The sequence below is a fragment of the Lentzea roselyniae genome (genome assembly GCF_039537795.1).
GTDB classification, from domain to species: Bacteria; Actinomycetota; Actinomycetes; order Mycobacteriales; family Pseudonocardiaceae; genus Lentzea; species Lentzea atacamensis.
Window position 1 is genome coordinate 14,929 of the sequence record NZ_BAABBE010000024.1, and the last position, 17,557, is coordinate 32,485.

General features: G+C 69.6%; 15 protein-coding genes and 1 riboswitch. Of the genes, 9 read left to right on the forward strand and 6 right to left on the reverse strand.

Annotated elements, in window-relative coordinates:
- Positions 1-1,665, forward strand: a complete 1,665-nt coding sequence (locus ABFX45_RS33270; protein ID WP_346134307.1) for an aminotransferase class V-fold PLP-dependent enzyme — start codon at positions 1-3, stop codon at positions 1,663-1,665.
- Here ABFX45_RS33270 and ABFX45_RS33275 read toward each other — a convergent pair.
- Positions 1,643-1,825: a DUF397 domain-containing protein gene (locus ABFX45_RS33275; RefSeq protein WP_109637512.1), complete on the reverse strand. Its 183-nt coding sequence runs from the start codon at positions 1,823-1,825 to the stop codon at positions 1,643-1,645. The two genes, ABFX45_RS33270 and ABFX45_RS33275, sit on opposite strands and share 23 nt — an antisense overlap.
- The gene (locus tag ABFX45_RS33280) at positions 1,800-2,645 is read right to left on the reverse strand and encodes a helix-turn-helix domain-containing protein (protein WP_109637514.1); all 846 of its coding nucleotides are present in this window, start codon (positions 2,643-2,645) and stop codon (positions 1,800-1,802) included. Before ABFX45_RS33280 ends, ABFX45_RS33275 begins: the two co-directional genes overlap by 26 nt.
- Positions 2,646-2,770: 125 nt before the next feature.
- Here ABFX45_RS33280 and ABFX45_RS33285 point away from each other — a divergent pair, with 125 nt between their 5' ends.
- The 6 genes from ABFX45_RS33285 (at position 2,771) to ABFX45_RS33310 (ending at position 8,566) form a co-directional block, all read left to right on the forward strand.
- Positions 2,771-5,047: a chitobiase/beta-hexosaminidase C-terminal domain-containing protein gene (locus ABFX45_RS33285; protein WP_428834266.1), complete on the forward strand. Its 2,277-nt coding sequence runs from the start codon at positions 2,771-2,773 to the stop codon at positions 5,045-5,047.
- 214 nt (positions 5,048-5,261) lie between these two features.
- Positions 5,262-5,561, forward strand: a complete 300-nt coding sequence (locus ABFX45_RS33290) for a hypothetical protein (RefSeq protein ID WP_346134312.1) — start codon at positions 5,262-5,264, stop codon at positions 5,559-5,561.
- Between the two features lie 36 nt (positions 5,562-5,597).
- On the forward strand, positions 5,598-5,987 hold the full coding sequence (locus tag ABFX45_RS33295) for a PPOX class F420-dependent oxidoreductase (protein WP_109637952.1): 390 nt from the start codon (positions 5,598-5,600) through the stop codon (positions 5,985-5,987).
- A complete protein-coding gene (gene cbiE, locus ABFX45_RS33300) occupies positions 5,968-7,113 on the forward strand; it encodes a precorrin-6y C5,15-methyltransferase (decarboxylating) subunit CbiE (RefSeq protein ID WP_346134315.1) in 1,146 nt (381 codons plus the stop codon). The genes ABFX45_RS33295 and cbiE overlap by 20 nt, the downstream gene beginning before the upstream one ends.
- Positions 7,110-7,850, forward strand: coding sequence for a precorrin-4 C(11)-methyltransferase (gene cobM / locus ABFX45_RS33305; protein WP_346134316.1), 741 nt, complete (start codon positions 7,110-7,112; stop codon positions 7,848-7,850). The genes cbiE and cobM overlap by 4 nt, the downstream gene beginning before the upstream one ends.
- Positions 7,847-8,566 carry a cobalt-precorrin-6A reductase gene (locus ABFX45_RS33310; RefSeq protein WP_346134318.1) on the forward strand — a complete coding sequence of 240 codons (720 nt, stop codon included), beginning with the start codon at positions 7,847-7,849 and terminating at the stop codon, positions 8,564-8,566. Before cobM ends, ABFX45_RS33310 begins: the two co-directional genes overlap by 4 nt.
- Here ABFX45_RS33310 and ABFX45_RS33315 read toward each other — a convergent pair.
- Positions 8,520-9,452: a LysR family transcriptional regulator gene (locus ABFX45_RS33315; RefSeq protein ID WP_346134320.1), complete on the reverse strand. Its 933-nt coding sequence runs from the start codon at positions 9,450-9,452 to the stop codon at positions 8,520-8,522. The genes ABFX45_RS33310 and ABFX45_RS33315 overlap by 47 nt on opposite strands.
- Before the next feature lie 85 nt (positions 9,453-9,537).
- On the opposite strand from ABFX45_RS33315, the gene ABFX45_RS33320 reads away from it, so the two are divergent.
- Complete coding sequence (locus ABFX45_RS33320; protein WP_346134322.1) at positions 9,538-10,734, forward strand: MFS transporter; 1,197 nt, start codon at positions 9,538-9,540, stop codon at positions 10,732-10,734.
- Here ABFX45_RS33320 and ABFX45_RS33325 read toward each other — a convergent pair.
- From ABFX45_RS33325 to ABFX45_RS33335, 3 genes are read right to left on the reverse strand one after another with little or no spacing between them, the layout of a single operon-like run.
- Positions 10,709-12,157: a precorrin-2 C(20)-methyltransferase gene (locus ABFX45_RS33325; protein WP_346134324.1), complete on the reverse strand. Its 1,449-nt coding sequence runs from the start codon at positions 12,155-12,157 to the stop codon at positions 10,709-10,711. The two genes, ABFX45_RS33320 and ABFX45_RS33325, sit on opposite strands and share 26 nt — an antisense overlap.
- Positions 12,154-12,774 (reverse strand): precorrin-8X methylmutase, encoded by a 621-nt coding sequence (locus tag ABFX45_RS33330; protein ID WP_109637537.1) that lies wholly within the window; start codon positions 12,772-12,774, stop codon positions 12,154-12,156. The genes ABFX45_RS33325 and ABFX45_RS33330 overlap by 4 nt, the downstream gene beginning before the upstream one ends.
- Entirely contained in the window at positions 12,771-13,817 is a 1,047-nt protein-coding gene (locus ABFX45_RS33335; RefSeq protein ID WP_346134326.1) for a hypothetical protein, read from the reverse strand. The genes ABFX45_RS33330 and ABFX45_RS33335 overlap by 4 nt, the downstream gene beginning before the upstream one ends.
- A gap of 26 nt (positions 13,818-13,843) precedes the next feature.
- Positions 13,844-13,985: riboswitch (adenosylcobalamin (AdoCbl) riboswitch) on the forward strand.
- An 8-nt stretch (positions 13,986-13,993) separates the two neighbouring features.
- Here ABFX45_RS33335 and cobN point away from each other — a divergent pair.
- Positions 13,994-17,557, forward strand: coding sequence for a cobaltochelatase subunit CobN (gene cobN / locus ABFX45_RS33340; RefSeq protein WP_346134328.1), 3,564 nt, complete (start codon positions 13,994-13,996; stop codon positions 17,555-17,557).

Here is a 17,557-nt window from a genome sequence, read left to right on the forward strand (position 1 = left end):
TTGACCGACTCCTCGTACCTCGCCCAGTTCCGTGAACCGGAGGGGTACCTCGACTTCGCCCGCTTCGGCCCGCCGTCGATCCCGGTGGTGCAGGCCACCTCGCGGCTGATGGAACAGGCCTCGCTCGCCGGGCCCTCCACAGTGGACACGCTGATGCGCGAGGAACAACGGGTGAAAGCCGCCGTCGCCCGGCTGTGCCGCTCCGACACCGACCACGTGGCGCTGGTGCCCAGCACCTCGATCGGCCTGTTCCAGGCCGCGTTCGGGCTGTCCGGGACCGTCATGTACTCGGAGTCGGAGTTCCCGGCCAACACCTATCCGTGGGTGCGGGCGGGACTCCCCTCGATCGTCTTCGAGGGTCCGGTGGCGCCGGCCGCCGTCGCGACCCGCCTGACGCCCGAGGTGTCCGCGCTGTCGGTGTCCGCTGTGGACTTCCGCACCGGCTACCGCGCGGACCTGGCGGCGTTGCGCGAGGTCGTCGGCGACCGGCTGCTGATCGTCGACGGCATCCAGGGCTTCGGCGTGGTCGACGAGCCGTGGGAGTTCGCCGACGTGCTGGTCGTCGGTGGGCAGAAGTGGCTGCGGGCCGGGTGGAGCACGGGTTTCGTCGTGCTGTCGGACCGGGCCTTGGAGCGGCTTTCGCCGGTGCTCTCCGGGTGGACGGGCGCGGTCGACGCCGGGCTGTTCGACAACTCGGTGCACGACGTGGCCCCGGACGCCGCCTCCTGGAACATCACGAACCTCTCGCCGGTCGTCTCCGGCGCTTTCGCGGAAGCGTTGGAGCTGGTCGAGCTCGCCGGGGTCAGCTCGCTGGAAGCGGCGGTGGCGGAGGTGGTCTCCGAGCTGGAGGAGATCGTGCTGTCGTGCGGCGGCAAGATCGTGTCGGCTCGCGAGCGGCGGGCCGGGATCCTCGCGTTCACCATGCCGGAGGCGGCTTCCGTGGTCGGGGAGGCCTTGAACGCCTTCGGAGTCACCGCGACCGTGCGGCCCGAGCACGTCCGGTTGTCGCCGCACGCCACGACCACGCGCGGGACGCTGGAACGGGTGCGGGCCGCGTTGAAGTCGCTGTCCGGGCCCTCGGTCTCCGAGGTTCCGGCGGCGTTGTCGGCGCTGGTGCCGACGGTCGACAGCCTCGCGTCGGCGCTGGGACCCGACACCGAGGTCGTCGTGCACGACCTGTCGCGGCTGCCGAACTCGATCATCGCGATCGCGGGCTCGCTGACCGGGCGGCAGGTGGGCGGGCCGATGACCGACCTGTTGCTGGGGCTGGTCCGGCGCGGCACGACCACCGACATGCCCGGCTATGAGACGTACGCGCCCGATGGGCGGGCCATCTGGTCGTCGACCACTTTCGTGCGCGATGCGGCCGGTGTGGCCGTGGGGTGCTTGTGCGTCAACAAGCTGGCGGCGCACGAGGCTTCCGGGCCCGTCGAGTCGTTTCCACAGGACGTGGACACGCTGCAGCGGGTGCTGGTCGAGAAGGCGATCGCCGATGTCGGTGTGCCGGTCGAACTGATGAAGAAGGTGCACAAGTCACAGGTCGTGCGCGTGCTGGACGAAGCCGGGTTCTTCCTGATCCGCGACTCCGTCGACCATCTAGCGGGTGTCCTGGAGGTCACCCGCTACACGATCTACAACTACCTCAACGAGAACCGAGGTACCTGATCAGGCTTGCCCAAGCGGGGGACGAGAACGCGAGCACGTCGCCACTCGCGTTCTTCGAGTCCCGCACGAATGCGTCCTGGGCCAGCGACACCTCCACACAGGCGCCGCTTTCGCTGCCACCGCTGTAGCTGCTCTTACGCCAGGTCCGCTTCTCCGTCATGAGGTTCCTCTCGAAGTCGGCTGACGTACTCCGCCAGCTTGCGCTTCGATTGTTCCTCATCCAATGCCAGCTCATCCAGTCGCTTGAACAGGCTGGTGGTGCGATCGACGGCGAGGCTGTCCTGCGCGAACACCTGGGCCAGGTCGGTTTCGCTGTAAGCGAGCGTGGGCGCTTTGTCGAACTCCAGCAACGCACAACCCGCCATCAGAGTGATGGCGTCGTCGGGGACGATCCGCAGAATGTGCGTGTTGAAGAGCATGCGGAGGTACTGGTCCTCCATGACCTTGTCGCTGCCGACACGTGTCTGCAAGACGCGTTCGAGGACGTAGAACCGGCATTCCGGCCTGTTGACACGGCGCAGGATCGACTGGCGGTCCATGCGGAACTTGACGCACCCCGCGATCTTTTCCTCGGGTACGAGGCCAGCTTTGCGGTACAGGGCGTCGGCGTACTCCCGAGTTTGGATGAGGCCGGGGACGGCGAGCACGTCGACCCACGTGATCTTCGTGGCCATCGACTCGGCCATGGCCAGCGTGCGCAGATCGTCCGGGACTTGCGCGATGTACGGGTCGAAGGCGTTGCGGTACCGGGTCAGGAAGTCGTTGAAGTAGTCGATGTCCTTGCCGCACGCCGTGAGATATTGGACCAGGTCGATCTCGCTCGCGCGCGCCTTGCCGTGCTCGATGTTGGACACCTTGCTTGGATCCCATCCAAGCAAAATCGCGAACTTGCGGCCGTTGAGCGTGGAGCACCGCTCGCGCAGGAGGCGCAGTTCCTCGCCGAGATCCCGGCTGTAGGCGGTGGATGTCGTCGCGGTCATGTGTCAACGCTATGGGTTGTTTCCGGTTCAAGGTACGGGCTCGTTCGGGTGAAAACGTCGCTTGTTCAAACAGACGTCCGCCGCTTACCGTTCGAGGTGTGAGAGCGCTCTCAAAGGTGAGATGGCTGGCCGGACTGGCCGCCGCAGCGATTGCCCTGTCGTCATTGGCGTCGTCCACCGCCGCGTCCGCGGCCGAGGACTACACGCAGAACGTGACGGCGCTGGACTCCACTCAGGCGAGGATCGACTTCACGCCGACGACCCCTGCCCTGTACGTCGACGTGCACTACTTGATCACCGGTGTTCCGCAGCAGAACTTCCGCATGACCAACAACGGCGGTGTCTGGCAGAAGACCGTCGGTGGGCTGTCATCGGGCTCTGTCATCGAATACTGGTTCACCTACGAGAAGAGCGGACCTCAGTACGACACGCCGCACTTCACCTACACACACGGCAGCACGCAAGCTCCCGTGGCCACGCCAACCTTCAGTCCGCCGGGTGGGGCGTACACGTCCGCCCAGACCGTGACGATCACGACGGCCACCGCCGGCGCGTCGATCCGGTACACAGTGGACGGTTCCACGCCGACCGCCGGCTCTCCGCTCTACACCGGGCCGATCTCCGTGCCCACCAGCCGCACGATCAACGCGATAGGCATCAAGGCCGGGCTCGCGAACTCGTCGGTGGGCAGCGCCACCTACACGATCGGCACGCAGCAGGGCTGCGTCCAGTCCGACAACCCGAACTTCGGGCCGAACACGCGCATCTTCGACCCGTCGATGTCCGCTGCGAGCATCCAGACGCAGCTCGACGCGGACTTCAACATGCAGAAGGACACGCTGACGGCGCAGATGGCGCCGCGCCGGGTCGCGCACCTGTTCAAGCCGGGCACGTACAACGGCATCCACGACGACGTGGGCTACTACACGTCCGTTTCGGGTCTGGGGCGCAACCCCGGAGATGTTCTGATCAACGGTGACATCACCGTGGACGCCTTCAACGAGTCCGACAAGGGCGTGGCGCTGCAGAACTTCTGGCGCTCCGCCGAGAACATGGCGGTCAACCCGAGCAACGGCACCAACCGGTGGGCCGTGGCGCAGGCGGCACCGTTCCGCCGCATGGACATCCGCGGCAACCTCGCGCTGTACCCGGCGTCGTACGGCTTCGCCAGCGGTGGCTACACGGCGGACACCCGCGTGACCGGTCAGACGGCATCGGTCTCGCAACAGCAGTGGTACACGCGTGACTCGAACTACGGCAGCTGGAACGGCGGCGTGTGGAACATGGTGTTCTCCGGGACGCCGGGCGCACCACCGACCACGTTCCCGAACCCGCCGTCGACGAACCTGGCGACCACGCCGGTCTCGCGTGACGTGCCGTACCTGTACCTCGAAGGCAACCAGTACCGGGTGTTCCTGCCTTCGTTGCGCACCAACGCTTCCGGTGCGTCGTGGATCAACGGTGGCACGCCGGGCACGTCGTTGCCGATGAGCCAGTTCTACGTCGTGAAGGCCGGTGACACCGCGTCGACGATCAACGCGGCGTTGGCGCAGGGCTGCAACCTGTTCTTCACGCCCGGCATCTACCACGTGAACCAGACGATCAACGTGACCCGGCCGAACACCGTGGTGCTCGGCATCGGCTACGCCACGATCGTGCCGGACAACGGGGTCAACGCGATGCAGGTCGCGGACGTCGACGGCGTGCGGATCAAGGGCATCCTGTTCGACGCCGGGACGACGCGATCGGACGCGTTGCTGACGGTGGGGCCGGCGGGCTCGTCGGCGTCGCACGCGGCGAACCCGACGACGTTGCAGGACGTGTTCTTCCGGGTCGGCGGGGCGATCGCGGGCAAGGCGACCAACAGCCTGGTCGTCAACAGCCACAACACGATCATCGACCACACCTGGGCCTGGCGCGCCGACCACGGCAACGCGGGCACCTGGGGCTGGACCGAGGCGGTCGGTGACACGGGCGTCGTCGTGAACGGCAACAACGTGCTGGCGACCGGTTTGTTCGTCGAGCACTACCAGAAGTACCAGGTGATCTGGAACGGCCAGGGCGGGCGGACGATCTTCTTCCAGAACGAGATGCCCTACGACGTGCCGAACCAGGCCACGTGGATGAGTCCGAACGGGCTGGCCGGCTATGCGGCCTACAAGGTCGGCGACAACGTCACCACGCACGAGGCGTGGGGGCTCGGCAGCTACTGCTTCTTCAACGTCAACCCGTCGGTGCGGGCGCATCACGCGTTCGAGGTGCCCGACCGGCCCGGCGTGCGGCTGCACAACCTGCTGACCGTGTCGCTCAACTACCAGGGAACGATCACGCACGTGGTGAACGAGGTGGGGGCGGTGACGCCGCCGGGCACGGTGCCGGTGAACGTCGTCAGTTACCCGTAGTGCGGAAATGCGGCCCGTCACCGAGGTGGCGGGCCGTACCCTCGCGTGGTGAGCAGGACGACGACGGTCTCGGTGGAGGACCAGGGCTTCTGGGTGTTGGACGACGCCCTCGCCGTGTGGCTCGGTTACCTGATCGACCAGGCCGAGCGCGTGGCTGACCCGTGGCTGGCGGAGCGCGCCGAGGACTGGCGGGGCACCCCTGGAATGCCTCGACGTGGGGGAAGTCCTTCGTGGGCTGACCCCGGAACAGTCGCGTCTGCTGCTGGAGATCTCCCTCGAGGCACGACGGTGCGCCCGCGGGGCCGGTGACGTGCCGCGTGATTTCACGCGAACTGGAAAGGACCACGTCGAGGTCGGCCGGATCCTCGAAGTGGCCGACGGGTTCGTGGAACTGCTGGACGGCACGTTTCCCGCCGACCCGCCAGGGGGCGCGTGGTTCCTGGGCACCGGCGAAGGCTGGGCTGTGATGCGATACCACGGCCACTGCCTCAACAAGCCGCGGTTCGCGGAGTGAGAGGCTGATTTCGTTTCGCGCGCGCGGCATTGCATGATGCGTGCCATGTCGATCGAGCGGGGCGCAGAGTTCGCCGAGTTCTGGACCGAGCGGCACCTGTGCACGCTGTCCACCGTGCGTCCGGACGGGACGCCGCACGTGGTGCCGGTGGGCGTGACCCTCGATCGTGAGAACGGTGTGGCGCGGATCATCACGCACGGCGCGTCGTGGAAGGTCAAGCACGTCCGCAAGGCCGGGTACGCCGCTGTGTGCCAGGTGGACGGTCGCCGCTGGTCCACGTTGGAGGGTCCCGCTGTCGTTCGCGATGACGTGGAATCCGTGGAGGACGCCGTGCGCCGGTACGCCGAGCGGTACCGGCAGCCGCGGGTCAACCCGGAGCGCGTGGTGATCGAGATTCAGGTGCAGCGTGTCACCGGAACCGTCTGACGTCGTCGTCGTCGGCATCGGGGCCGACGGGTGGGACGGGCTGTCGCCTGCCGCGCGGAAGGCCGTCGCGGGGGCGAAGGTGCTGATGGGGTCGAAGCGGCAGCTGGACCTCGTGCCCGGGGAGTTCGAGCGGGTGGCGTGGCCGTCGCCGCTGGTCCCGGCCTTGCCCGCGCTGTTCGAGAAGTACCGCGACGTGTGCGTGCTGGCGTCGGGCGACCCGATGTTCCACGGCATCGGCACGACGTTGGTGCGGCTGCTGGGCTCGCGCGTCACCGTCATCCCGCACCCCTCGTCGGTGTCGCTGGCCTGCGCGCGGCTCGGGTGGGCGTTGAACGAGGTCGAGGTCGTGTCGCTCGTGGGCCGCTCGCCCGACCTGCTGCGACCTGCGCTGACGCCCGGCCGCCGAATTTTGGTGCTGGGTGGTGATCCCGCGACCGTTGCGGAAATGGCTGGGCCGATTACAGTGCTCGAACAGTTGGGTGGGCCCGCCGAGCGGGTCTACCAGTGGTCCGGAGAGAGTGCGGATCCGTTGTGCGTCATCGCTGCCGAGTACGCCGGGAGCGCCTATTCGCGGGTGCCCGGGCTGCCGGACGACGCTTACGAGACTGACGGCCAGTTGACCAAACGTGAGGTGCGGGCTATTTCGCTGTCGACGTTGGCGCCGTTGCCGGGGCAGCTGCTGTGGGACGTGGGTGCCGGGTCGGGGTCGATCGCGATCGAGTGGGCACGGACGCATCCGACGTGCCGGGCGATCGCGGTGGAGCAGGACGTCGTGCGCGCTGAACGGATTCAGCGCAACGCCGCCGCGCTCGGCGTGCCCGGGATCGAGGTTCATCTCGGCCGCGCGCCCGAGGTGCTGGAGGGACTGGAGAAGCCCGACGCGATCTTCATCGGTGGCGGGCTGACCGTGCCCGGTGTGATGCAGACGTGCTGGGACGCGCTGGGCGCCGGCGGGCGGCTGGTCGCGAACGCGGTGACGCTGGAGTCCGAGGCCGTCGTGGCGCAGTGGTACGAGCGGCTCGGCGGCGACCTGGTGCGGATCGCGGTGAACCGCGGTTCGTCCGTCGGCAAGTTCACCGGGTGGCGGCCGCACATGCCCGTGACGACGTGGAGCGTGACCAAGTGACCGTGCACTTCATCGGCGCCGGGCCCGGTGCCGCTGACCTGATCACCGTGCGCGGGCGTGACCTGATCGCCGCTTCGCCGGTGTGCCTGTACGCGGGGGCGCTGGTGCCGGTCGAGCTGCTGGACTTCTGTCCCGTCGGCGCGCGGAAGGTCGACACCGCCGAGCTGACGCTGGACGAGATCATCGCTGAGCTACAGGCGGCTCACGAGCAGGGCTTGGACGTGGCGCGGCTGCACTCCGGGGATCCGGCGGTGTTCAGCGCGATGGCCGAGCAGATGCGCCGGCTGGACGCGCTGGAGATTCCGTACGACGTCACGCCAGGCGTGCCGGCGTTCGCGGCCGCGGCGGCGTCGTTGCAGCGTGAGCTGACGGTGCCGGGGGTGGGGCAGACGGTGATCCTCACGCGGACTTCGCAGCGCGCGACGCCGATGCCGGACGGTGAGGACCTGGACACGTTGGGCCGCAGCCACGCGACTCTCGTGCTGCACCTGGCCGTGCAGCGGGTCGAGGACGTGGTCGCGGAGCTGGTGCCGAACTACGGGCCGGACTGCCCGGTCGCTGTGGTCGCCTACGCGTCCCGTGCCGATGAAGTGGTGCTGCGCGGGACGTTGGACGACATCGCGGACCAGGTGCGGGCCGCCGGGATCAAGCGGACCGCGGTGATCATCGTCGGGAACGTGCTGGGGGCGACCCAGTTCCCCGACAGCCACCTGTACTCGGCCACTCGCGTTCGATGATCCTGATCCTCGGGGGGACGGGAGAGGCGCGGGAGCTGGCTCGGCACGTCCCCGCGATCTCGTCGCTCGCCGGCCGGGTGAGCAACCCCAAGCTGCCTGAAGGCGAGGTCAGGGTCGGAGGGTTCGGCGGGGTGGACGGGCTGACGCAGTGGTTGCGGGACAACGACATTCACGCCGTCGTCGACGCCACCCACCCGTTCGCGCGGCAGATCACCGCCAACGCGTTCGAGGCCTGCGCGCGAGCCGGGGTTCCGTTCCTCGTCCTGCGCCGGCCCGGTTTCACGCCCGCCGAGGGATGGCATTGGGTGGACAGCGTCGCCGATGCCGCGCGGCACCTGCCGGGGGAGCGGGTGTTCCTCACGACCGGGCGTCAGGATCTCGCGGAGTTCGCCGGCTGCCGGCAGTGGTTCCTGGCGCGGATGGTCGAGCCACCGGAGCCGCCCATGCCGCAACGGATCGAGGTGCTGCTGTCGCGCGGTCCGTTCACTGTGGACGGTGAGCTGGAGCTGATGCGGTCGCGGGAGATCGACGTGCTGGTCACCAAGGACAGCGGCGGCTCGATGACGTCGGCCAAGCTGGAAGCCGCGCGGCAGCTGGGGATTCCGGTGGTGGTCGTGCGCCGGCCGCCACTCCCGCCCGCGCAGGTGGTGGCGACCGTGGAGGAAGCTCTCACGTGGCTGGAGAACCCCAGGACGGGCGCCAGGCCTTCGGCGTGAGCGGTGGCAGGTTCCGCAGGTGGTTGATGATCGGCCGCAGTCCCGGATGCGCGTGCTCCGGGAGCAGCAGCGACAGCGGGTAGACGAGCACCGGGTCCACGATCGGGATGCGGCGCAGTTCGTAGCTCGCGGGCCAGACGTACCGGTCGCGCGCGCCGACGAAGGTGGCCACGTCGGCGGACTCCGCGAGGGTGTCGAGGAGCACCTCGTCGCCGAAGTGCGGGCCCGCCCCGTCCAGGCGCAGGTCGAAGGCGGTGACGAGCTGGTCGTAGAACTCCGCCCACTCGCTGCGGGGCGCGATTCCCGGCACCCAGATCCGGTGCCCGCGCAGCTGGGCCGGGGTCAGCGTGCGGGCGGAGGCCAGCGGGTGCCGAGGGCCGACGAGGAGCTCCAGCGGGGAGTCGAAGGCGTGGATCATGCGCACGCCGGGCGGCAGCGCGGCCGGATCGGTGACGGTGCGGAACGAGGCGTCGACATCACCTGCCTGGATGGCGGTGACCACCGTGCGCGGGTCGTTGGCCTTGAGAGTCACCACGTCGAGGTGGACTCCCGGATGTGATCGCCAGTAGTCGTGCAGCACGACGGCCTGGGCGCTGCGGAAGCCCAGCACGTCGACGCGAAGGGCGCGCGAGCCCGGCGTGACCGCGGTGACGGCGCGGTCGGCGCCCGTGACGATGCCGCGCGCGTGCGGCAGGAACGCCTGCCCGTCCAGCGTCAGCTCGACACCTCGGGCGGTGCGGGTGAACAGCTGGACGCCGAGCTGCCGTTCCAGCGTGGCGATCCGCTTCGAGACGGCCTGTTGCGTCACGCCCAGCTCGTCGGCCGCGTGTTGCAGCTGCCCGAGCTCGGCCGCGCGGACGAAGGATCGCACTGCCTCGGTGTCCATGGGGACGCAGCCTATGCATGCCCAACCGATCGTTGTGGCTCGCCGGGAGACGGTTGTTTGATCTTGCCGCGGTGCAGGGGATGTGATGCGGCGCATGCGATTGGGGCACAACTTCCGGTGGTTGTGGTCGGCTTACGCCGTCAGCACTTACGGCACGTGGATGGCGTTCGGGGCGTTGCCGCTCATCGCGGTCCAGGTGCTGCATTCAACGGCGTTCGCCGTGGCGCTGCTGGAAGCGGCGGGGCTCGCCGTCGCGGCGGTCGTCGCGTTCCCGCTCGGGCCGTGGGTCGACCGCAGGGCCAAGCGGCCCGTGATGATCGCGATGGACCTTGCCAGGTTCCTCGCGATGGCAAGCGTCCCGCTCGCGTACTTCTGCGGCTCGTTGTCGTTCGGTCAGCTGCTGGCCGTCTCGGTCGTCTCCGGAACCGCGAGCATCGCCTTCACCGCCACGTCCGGCGCGTACCTGAAGCACCTCGTCCGCGGCGACCAGCTCCTCGTCGCGAACGGGAGGTTCGAGGGCACGAGCTGGGTGGCGACCGCGGCCGGTCCTCCACTGGGCGGTGCGCTCGTCGCGGTGCTCGGCCCGGTCGTCACCGTCCTCGCCAACGCGCTCAGCTACCTGCTGTCCGCGCTCGGGATCCTGCGCCTGCGGGGCAGTGACGTCGCCGCACCCGCAGCAACACGGGAATCCGGCTTTCTGGCGGGCTGGCGGTTCATCGTCGGCGACCGCGCGCTGCGGCGGCTGTTCCTCAACGCGATCCTGGTGAGCGGCCTGATCATGGCGACCGTGCCGGTGCTGTCCGTGTTGCTGCTCGGCCAGTACCACTACCCCGCCTGGCAGTACGGTCTGGCGTTCGGCCTGCCGGCACTCGGCGGCTTCGCCGGTGCCCGTCTTTCCGCCCGGCTCTCCGCCCGCTACGGCCGGCACCGGGTGATGATCGTCTCCGGCTGGTCGCGCTCGTTCTTCCCGCTCGGGCTGGCGCTGGTCCAGCCCGGCCTGCCCGGACTCCTCACCGTGATCGTCGTCGAGGGCCTGCTGATCACGTGCATGGGCGTGTTCAACCCGATCCTCGCGACAGAACGCCTGCGCCGCACTCCCGCGGACCGCGTCGCGCAGGTGCTCACGACGTGGAGCGTCAGCAGCAAACTCCTTCAGGCCGCCCTGATGGTGATCTGGGGCGGCCTGGCGACACTCACCAGCCCGCTCACCGCGATCACCCTCTCGGGACTGTTCCTGCTCGCGACCCCGTTGCTGCTCAGGACGGGTAGCGGCGCGGCGTGAACACCACGCCCGCGTCCGTCACGACTGTCTGCGACGAGCCGATGATCAGCAGGCAGCGCATGTCGATCGTGTACGGGTCGAGGGTCTTCAGCGTGGCGACGCGGATCTCCTCCTCGGGGCCGCCCACGTCGCGGCCGACCACCACCGGGGTGTCCGGGGCGCGGTGCCGGAGCAGCAGGTCGCGCATCTCGTGGACCTGGTGCGTGCGGGCCTTGGACGCCGGGTTGTAGATGGCGATGACGAGGTCGGCCTTGGCGGCGGCGGTGAGGCGTTCGGCGATGACGTCCCACGGCTTGAGGCGGTCGCTCAGCGAGATGACCGCGTAGTCGTGCCCGAGCGGCGCGCCCGCCTTGGCCGCCACGGCGTTCGCGGCGGTGACTCCGGGGATGATCCTGACCGGCACGTCCGGTTGTTCGGCGGCTGCTTCAAGAACCGCCGTGGCCATCGCGAAGACGCCGGGGTCGCCCGACGACACCACCGCGACCCGCCTGCCCTGGCGCGCCAGGTCCAGGGCGAAGGCGGCGCGTTCCGACTCGACCTGGTTGTGGGAGGCGTGCTTGGTCTGGCCGGGCCGGTCGGGGACGCGGTTGAGGTAGGTGGTGTAGCCGACGAGCTCGTCGGCGGCTTCCAGCTCCTGGCGGGCTTCCGGCGTCAGCCAGGCGGTGGCGCCGGGGCCCAGGCCCACGACGGTCACCTCGCCCTTGCGCGCCTTGGGCTTGGAGTGACTGGGCAGCAGCGCCAGCGAGAAGTACGGGACGGTGTCCGGGTCCACGTCGGCGAGCGGCGAGGTCTTCTGCCGGCCCGTGGTGGCGCGCTCGACGTACCAGGCGTTGCCGAGCCGGCCGGAGGCTTCGAGGGCTGCCTTGACGTTGCCGAAGGTGCGGCCCAGCTTGAGGATCGCGGCCGAGTCGGTGTCGGCGAGGCGGGCTGCCAGCTCGGCCGGCGGCAGGGTGCCGGGCAGGATCGTGAGGACCTCGTCGCGTTCCACGAGCGGGGTGCCGAGGACGGCACTCGCGCCGCTGACACTCGTCACGCCGGGAACGACCTCCCACTCGTAGCGGTCGGCGAGGCGTTTGTGCATGTGCATGTAGGAGCCGTAGAAGAACGGGTCGCCCGCGGCCAGGACGACGACGTTGCGGCCGGCGTCGAGGTGAGCGGCGAGGCGGGCGGCGGCCTCCTCGTAGAACTGGTCGATCTCGCCCTGGTAGTCGTCCGTGTCCTCGGTCGTCACCGGGTAGACGAGCTGTTCGGTGATCTGACCTTCGCGGAAGTAGGGCTCCGCAATGGTTCTGGCCACTGAGCGGCCGTGGCGGGCGCTGTGGAACGCGACGACGTCGGCTTCCCCGATGAGCCGCGCGGCCTTGACCGTCACGAGTTCCGGGTCGCCAGGACCCAGGCCGACGCCGTAGAGCTTGCCCGTCATTCCTCTTCGCTCGCAATCGCGTTGATAGCTGCTGCCGTCATGGCGCTGCCGCCGCGCCGGCCGTGCACCACCAGGTACTCCAGATCCGTTGCGGCCAAAGCTTCCTTGGACTCCGCCGCGCCGATGAAGCCCACCGGGATGCCGAGGACGGCGGCAGGCCTCGGGGCGCCCTGCGCGATCAGGTCGAGCAGGTGGAACAACGCCGTCGGCGCGTTGCCGATCGCGATCACCGCGTCCTGGAAGCGGTCCGCCAGCAGTTCCAGCGCTGCCGCGCTGCGGGTGTTGCCGATGCGCTTGGCCAGCTCGGGCGTGCGCGGGTCCTGCAGGTAGCACAGGACCTCGTTGTCCGCGGGCAGCCGGCGGCGGGTCACCCCGGCCGCGACCATGTTGGCGTCGCAGAGGATGGGCGCGCCGTCGAGCAACGCGGCGTGGGCGTGCCGCACGACGTTGGGGGAGAAGGCGATGTCGTGCGTCAGGTCGGTCATGCCGCACGAGTGGATCATCCGCACGACGACCCGCGCGACGTCCTGCGGGAAGCCGGCGAGGTCCGCCTCCGCGCGAATGGTCGCGAAGGAGCGGCGGTAGATCTCCGCGCCTTCCTTGATGTACTCCGTCACCTGGTCTCCTCGTAGCCGTCGCCGGTCGCGACGAACTCGATCACATCGCCGGTGGGGCGGCCACACCGGCGTGAGCAACCCGACCAGTGGACCGGTTGGCCACGAGAAATGTCAGACCTGCTCACTAGAGTTGAAATTGGGGGAACCCCGGCCGGAGCGTGTGTGTGGTGGGCCGCGTCTACCCAAGCGCGCGCGTCGGCCCGTACGTCGCTGAGTGACTTCGCGCAGCCGGGGCGGCCGGTGCAGGCGCTCACGCCGTGCCAAGGGGAGGCCGGGTCGGTGATCAGGCCGGACGTGTCGGTACCCGCCGGCACGACGAGGCTGCGCCACGGCGTCAACCGCACCGGCACACCCGCGAGGAGATGCGCATCCAGCCGTCCCAGCGGCACACCCGGTGTGGTCGGCGAAGGTGCGACAGGCGTCACAGCCGGAGTGATCCGCGATCCGCCGGTGGCACCGAAGTGTTCGGTGATCTTCCGCACACCGCCGTCCACTTCGGACAGGCGCCAGGCGGCCCCGCGCATCTCCTGGAAGAGACGGGCGGCGGTCACGAGAGCGTCCACGGGGTCCTGAACACGCACACCCGTGTCGGTCCCTGCGAGCAGCAACACGTCGTCGACCAGCCCGAAGTCGCCGCCGAGGCCGCTGACCGACGCGCCAACCGTCACCAGGAAACGCCCGGGTAGCGAGGCCAGCGCGGGGTCCGCGCACAGGGCCGCGTCCAGCGCGTCGACCAGGGCCTGGTTGGCCTCCAGCGGCGCCGCGATGATGTTGCGGATGCGCTCGTGCGTGTCCGAAGGCAGCAGGCCTGCCGCACGCAGCCGCGCACCCAGTTCCAGACCGTCCGCGAGGCCCCTGATCTGGAGGTTCGCCCGCGAGGTCAGCTCCAGCGAGCCGGTGCCGAGTTCCAGGGCGGCGAGCCGCACGACGTCCCACTGAGCTGCCGTGAGGGTGCCGCCGGGGACCCGGATGCGCGCGAGGCCGCCGTCAGCCGCCTGGTGCAGCTCGACGGCGCCTGGGCAGGCATCCGGGTGAGTACGCATAGGTCGGACTGTAACCCGCCGGTTAGGGTGAGCCCGAACGACGAAGCGCAGGAGGAAGCCGGTGTGAATCCGGCGCGGTCCCGCCACTGTGACCAGCGAACCGCTGGGAGTCAGGAACTCCGCTTCGTCTGTCACCCGCAACCTGGGGCGAGGACCCCACGAGGGATGGAGCCTGCGTGATCCTGCTGCTGTCGACCTCCGACACCGACCTGCTGTCGGCCCGGGCGAGTGGCGCCGAGTACCGGCTCGGCAACCCCGCGCGACTGACCGTCGACGACCTGCCCGCGCTCGTCGAGGGCGTCGACCTGGTCGTGGTGCGCATCCTCGGCGGGCGGAGGATGTGGGAGGAGGGGCTCGACTGGCTGCTGGCCTGCGGGCTGCCCGTGGTGGTGCTCGGCGGTGAGCAGCAGCCGGACGCGGCGCTCATGGAGCTGTCGACGGTGCCCGGCGGTGTCTGCGCCGAGGCCCACCTCTACCTGGCGCACGGCGGGCCGGTGAACCTCACCGAGCTGCACAAGTTCCTCGAGGACACGATCCTGCTGACCGGGCACGGGTTCGCGGCGCCCGCCGCCACGCCCACGTGGGGTGTGCTGGAGCGCGAGCCCGCGCAGGACGGCCCGACGGTCGCGGTGCTCTACTACCGGGCGCATCACGTCGCGGGGAACACGGCGTTCGTGCACGCGTTGTGCGACGCGATCGAGGCCAAGGGCGGGAAGCCGCTGCCGGTCTACTGCTCGTCGCTGCGCACCGCCGAGCCCGAGCTGCTGGAGACGCTGGGGCAGGCCGACGCGCTCATCGTGACGGTGCTGGCGGCCGGTGGCACGAACCCCGCCAAGGCGAGCGCAGGCGGGGACGACGACGCGTGGGACGTCGGGGCGCTGGCGGCGCTGGACGTGCCGATCCTGCAGGGGTTGTGCCTGACGTCGAGCCGCGAGTCGTGGGACTCCAACGACGATGGACTGTCCCCTTTGGACACCGCGACGCAGGTGGCGATCCCGGAGTTCGACGGCCGGATCATCACGGTTCCGTTCTCGTTCAAGGAGATCGACTCCGACGGCCTCACCGTCTACGTGGCGGATCCCGAGCGGGCGCTGCGCGTCGCCGGCATCGCGGTCAGGCACGCGCGGCTGCGGCACGTCCCGGTCGGTGAGCGCAAGATCGCGGTGATGCTGTCGGCGTACCCGACCAAGCACTCCAGGATCGGCAACGCGGTCGGTCTCGACACGCCCGCCTCGACCGTACGGTTGCTGAAGGCCATGCGGGAGCACGGCTACGACATCGGCACCGAGCTGCCGGGCGTCGACGAGCAGGACGGCGACGCGTTGATCCACGCGTTGATCGCCGCCGGTGGGCAGGACGCGGACTGGCTCACGCAGGAGCAGTTCGAGAGCAACCCCGTGCGCATCGCCGCGGCGGAGTACCGGGAGTTCTACGAGACGCTGCCCGAGGACTTCCGCGAGTCGATGCAGGAGCACTGGGGCGACGCGCCCGGCTCGCTGTTCGTCGACCACTCGCGGTCCAAGGACGGCGAGATCGTGCTGGCGGCGCTGGAGTCCGGCAACGTGGTCGTGATCGTCCAGCCGCCCCGCGGGTTCGGTGAGAACCCGATCGCGATCTACCACGACCCGGACCTGCCGCCGTCGCACCACTACCTCGCGGCCTACCGGTGGATCGAGTCGAGGTTCGGCGCGGACGCCGTGGTGCACGTCGGCAAGCACGGCAACCTGGAGTGGTTGCCGGGCAAGACCGTCGGCATGTCGGCGTCCTGCGGCACGGACGCGGCGCTGGGCGATCTGCCGCTGGTGTACCCGTTCCTCGTCAACGACCCCGGTGAGGGCACGCAGGCGAAGCGGCGCGCGCACGCCACGCTGGTCGACCACCTCGTACCGCCGATGGCCCGCGCCGACAGCTACGGCGACATCGCGCGGCTGGAGCAGCTGCTCGACGAGTACGGCAACATCTCCGCGATGGACCCGGCCAAGCTGCCGGCGATCCGGGCGCAGATCTGGACGCTGATCCAGGCCGCGAAGCTCGACCACGACCTCGGCCTGGACGACCGGCCGCACGACGCGGAGTTCGACGAGTTCCTGCTGCACGTCGACGGCTGGCTGTGCGAGGTCAAGGACGTCCAGATCCGCGACGGCCTGCACGTCCTCGGCGAGGCGCCGACCGGTTCGGTGCGGGTCAACCTCGTGCTCGCGATGCTGCAGGCACGTCAGATGTGGGGCGGCCAGGTCGCCGCGCTGCCGGGCCTGCGCGAAGCACTCGGACTCACCACGACGACCCGCGAAGACGTCGACGCCGTCGAGGAACAGGCTCGCGCGCTCGTCCAGGCCATGGAAGACGCGGGCTGGGACGCTTCCGTGGCACGGACTCTGCACGAGTCGGCCGACGTGCAGAAGATCCTGGAGTTCGCCGCCGTCGAGGTCGTGCCCCGGTTGGCGCGCACCACGGACGAGATGACGAACGTGCTGCACGCGCTGGACGGCGGCTACATCCCGGCCGGTCCGTCGGGCTCTCCGTTGCGCGGCCTGGTGAACGTGCTGCCGACCGGCCGCAACTTCTACTCGGTCGACCCGAAGGCCATCCCGTCGCGCCTCGCGTGGGAGACCGGTCAGGCGATGGCCGACTCGCTGCTCGCCCGGTACCGCGAGGAGAACGACGGCGAGTGGCCGCCCTCGGTCGGCCTGTCGGTGTGGGGCACGTCGGCGATGCGCACGGCCGGCGACGACATCGCCGAGGTGTTCGCGCTGCTGGGCGTGCGGCCGGTGTGGGACGACCAGTCCCGCCGCGTCACGGGCCTCGAGGTCATCCCGCTGGAGGAGCTGGACAGGCCGCGCGTCGACGTCACGGTCCGGATCTCCGGGTTCTTCCGCGACGCCTTCCCGCATGTCGTGTCCCTTTTGGACGATGCCGTGCAGCTGGTGGCGTCACTGGACGAGCCGGCGGACCGGAACTTCGTGCGGGCGCACATGGTCGCGGACCTGGCGGAGCACGGCGACGAGCGCAGGGCTACGCTGCGGATCTTCGGCTCCAAGCCGGGCGCGTACGGCGCGGGCGTGCTGCCGTTGATCGACAGCCGCAACTGGCGCGACTCGTCCGACATCGCCGAGGTCTACGCGGTGTGGGGCGGCTACGCCTACGGACGCGGCGTCGACGGTGTTGCCGCGCGCGAGGACATGGAGTCGGCATACCGGCGGATCGCGGTGGCGGCCAAGAACATCGACACCCGCGAGCACGACATCGCCGACTCGGACGACTACTTCCAGTACCACGGCGGCATGGTCACGATGGTGAAGGCGCTGACGGGCAAGGCACCCGCGGCGTACGTCGGTGACAGCACGCGCCCGGAGGCGGTGCGCACGCGGACCCTGACCGAGGAGACCTCACGCATCTTCCGCGCCCGCGTGGTGAACCCGCGCTGGGTCGGGGCGATGCGGCAGCACGGGTACAAGGGCGCGTTCGAGCTGCAGGCGACGGTCGAGTACCTGTTCGGGTACGACGCCACGACCGGTGTCGTCGCGGACTGGATGTACGAGAAGCTGACCGAGACCTATGTGCTCGACCCGGAGACCCGCAAGTTCCTGCAGGCCTCGAACCCGTGGGCGTTGCACGGCATCGCCGAGCGGCTGCTGGAGGCGGCGGAGCGCAAGATGTGGGAGCACCCGGAGCCGGCGACTCTCGACGCACTCAGGTCCGCCTACCTTGAGACCGAGGGCGACCTGGAAGACGGCGCCTGA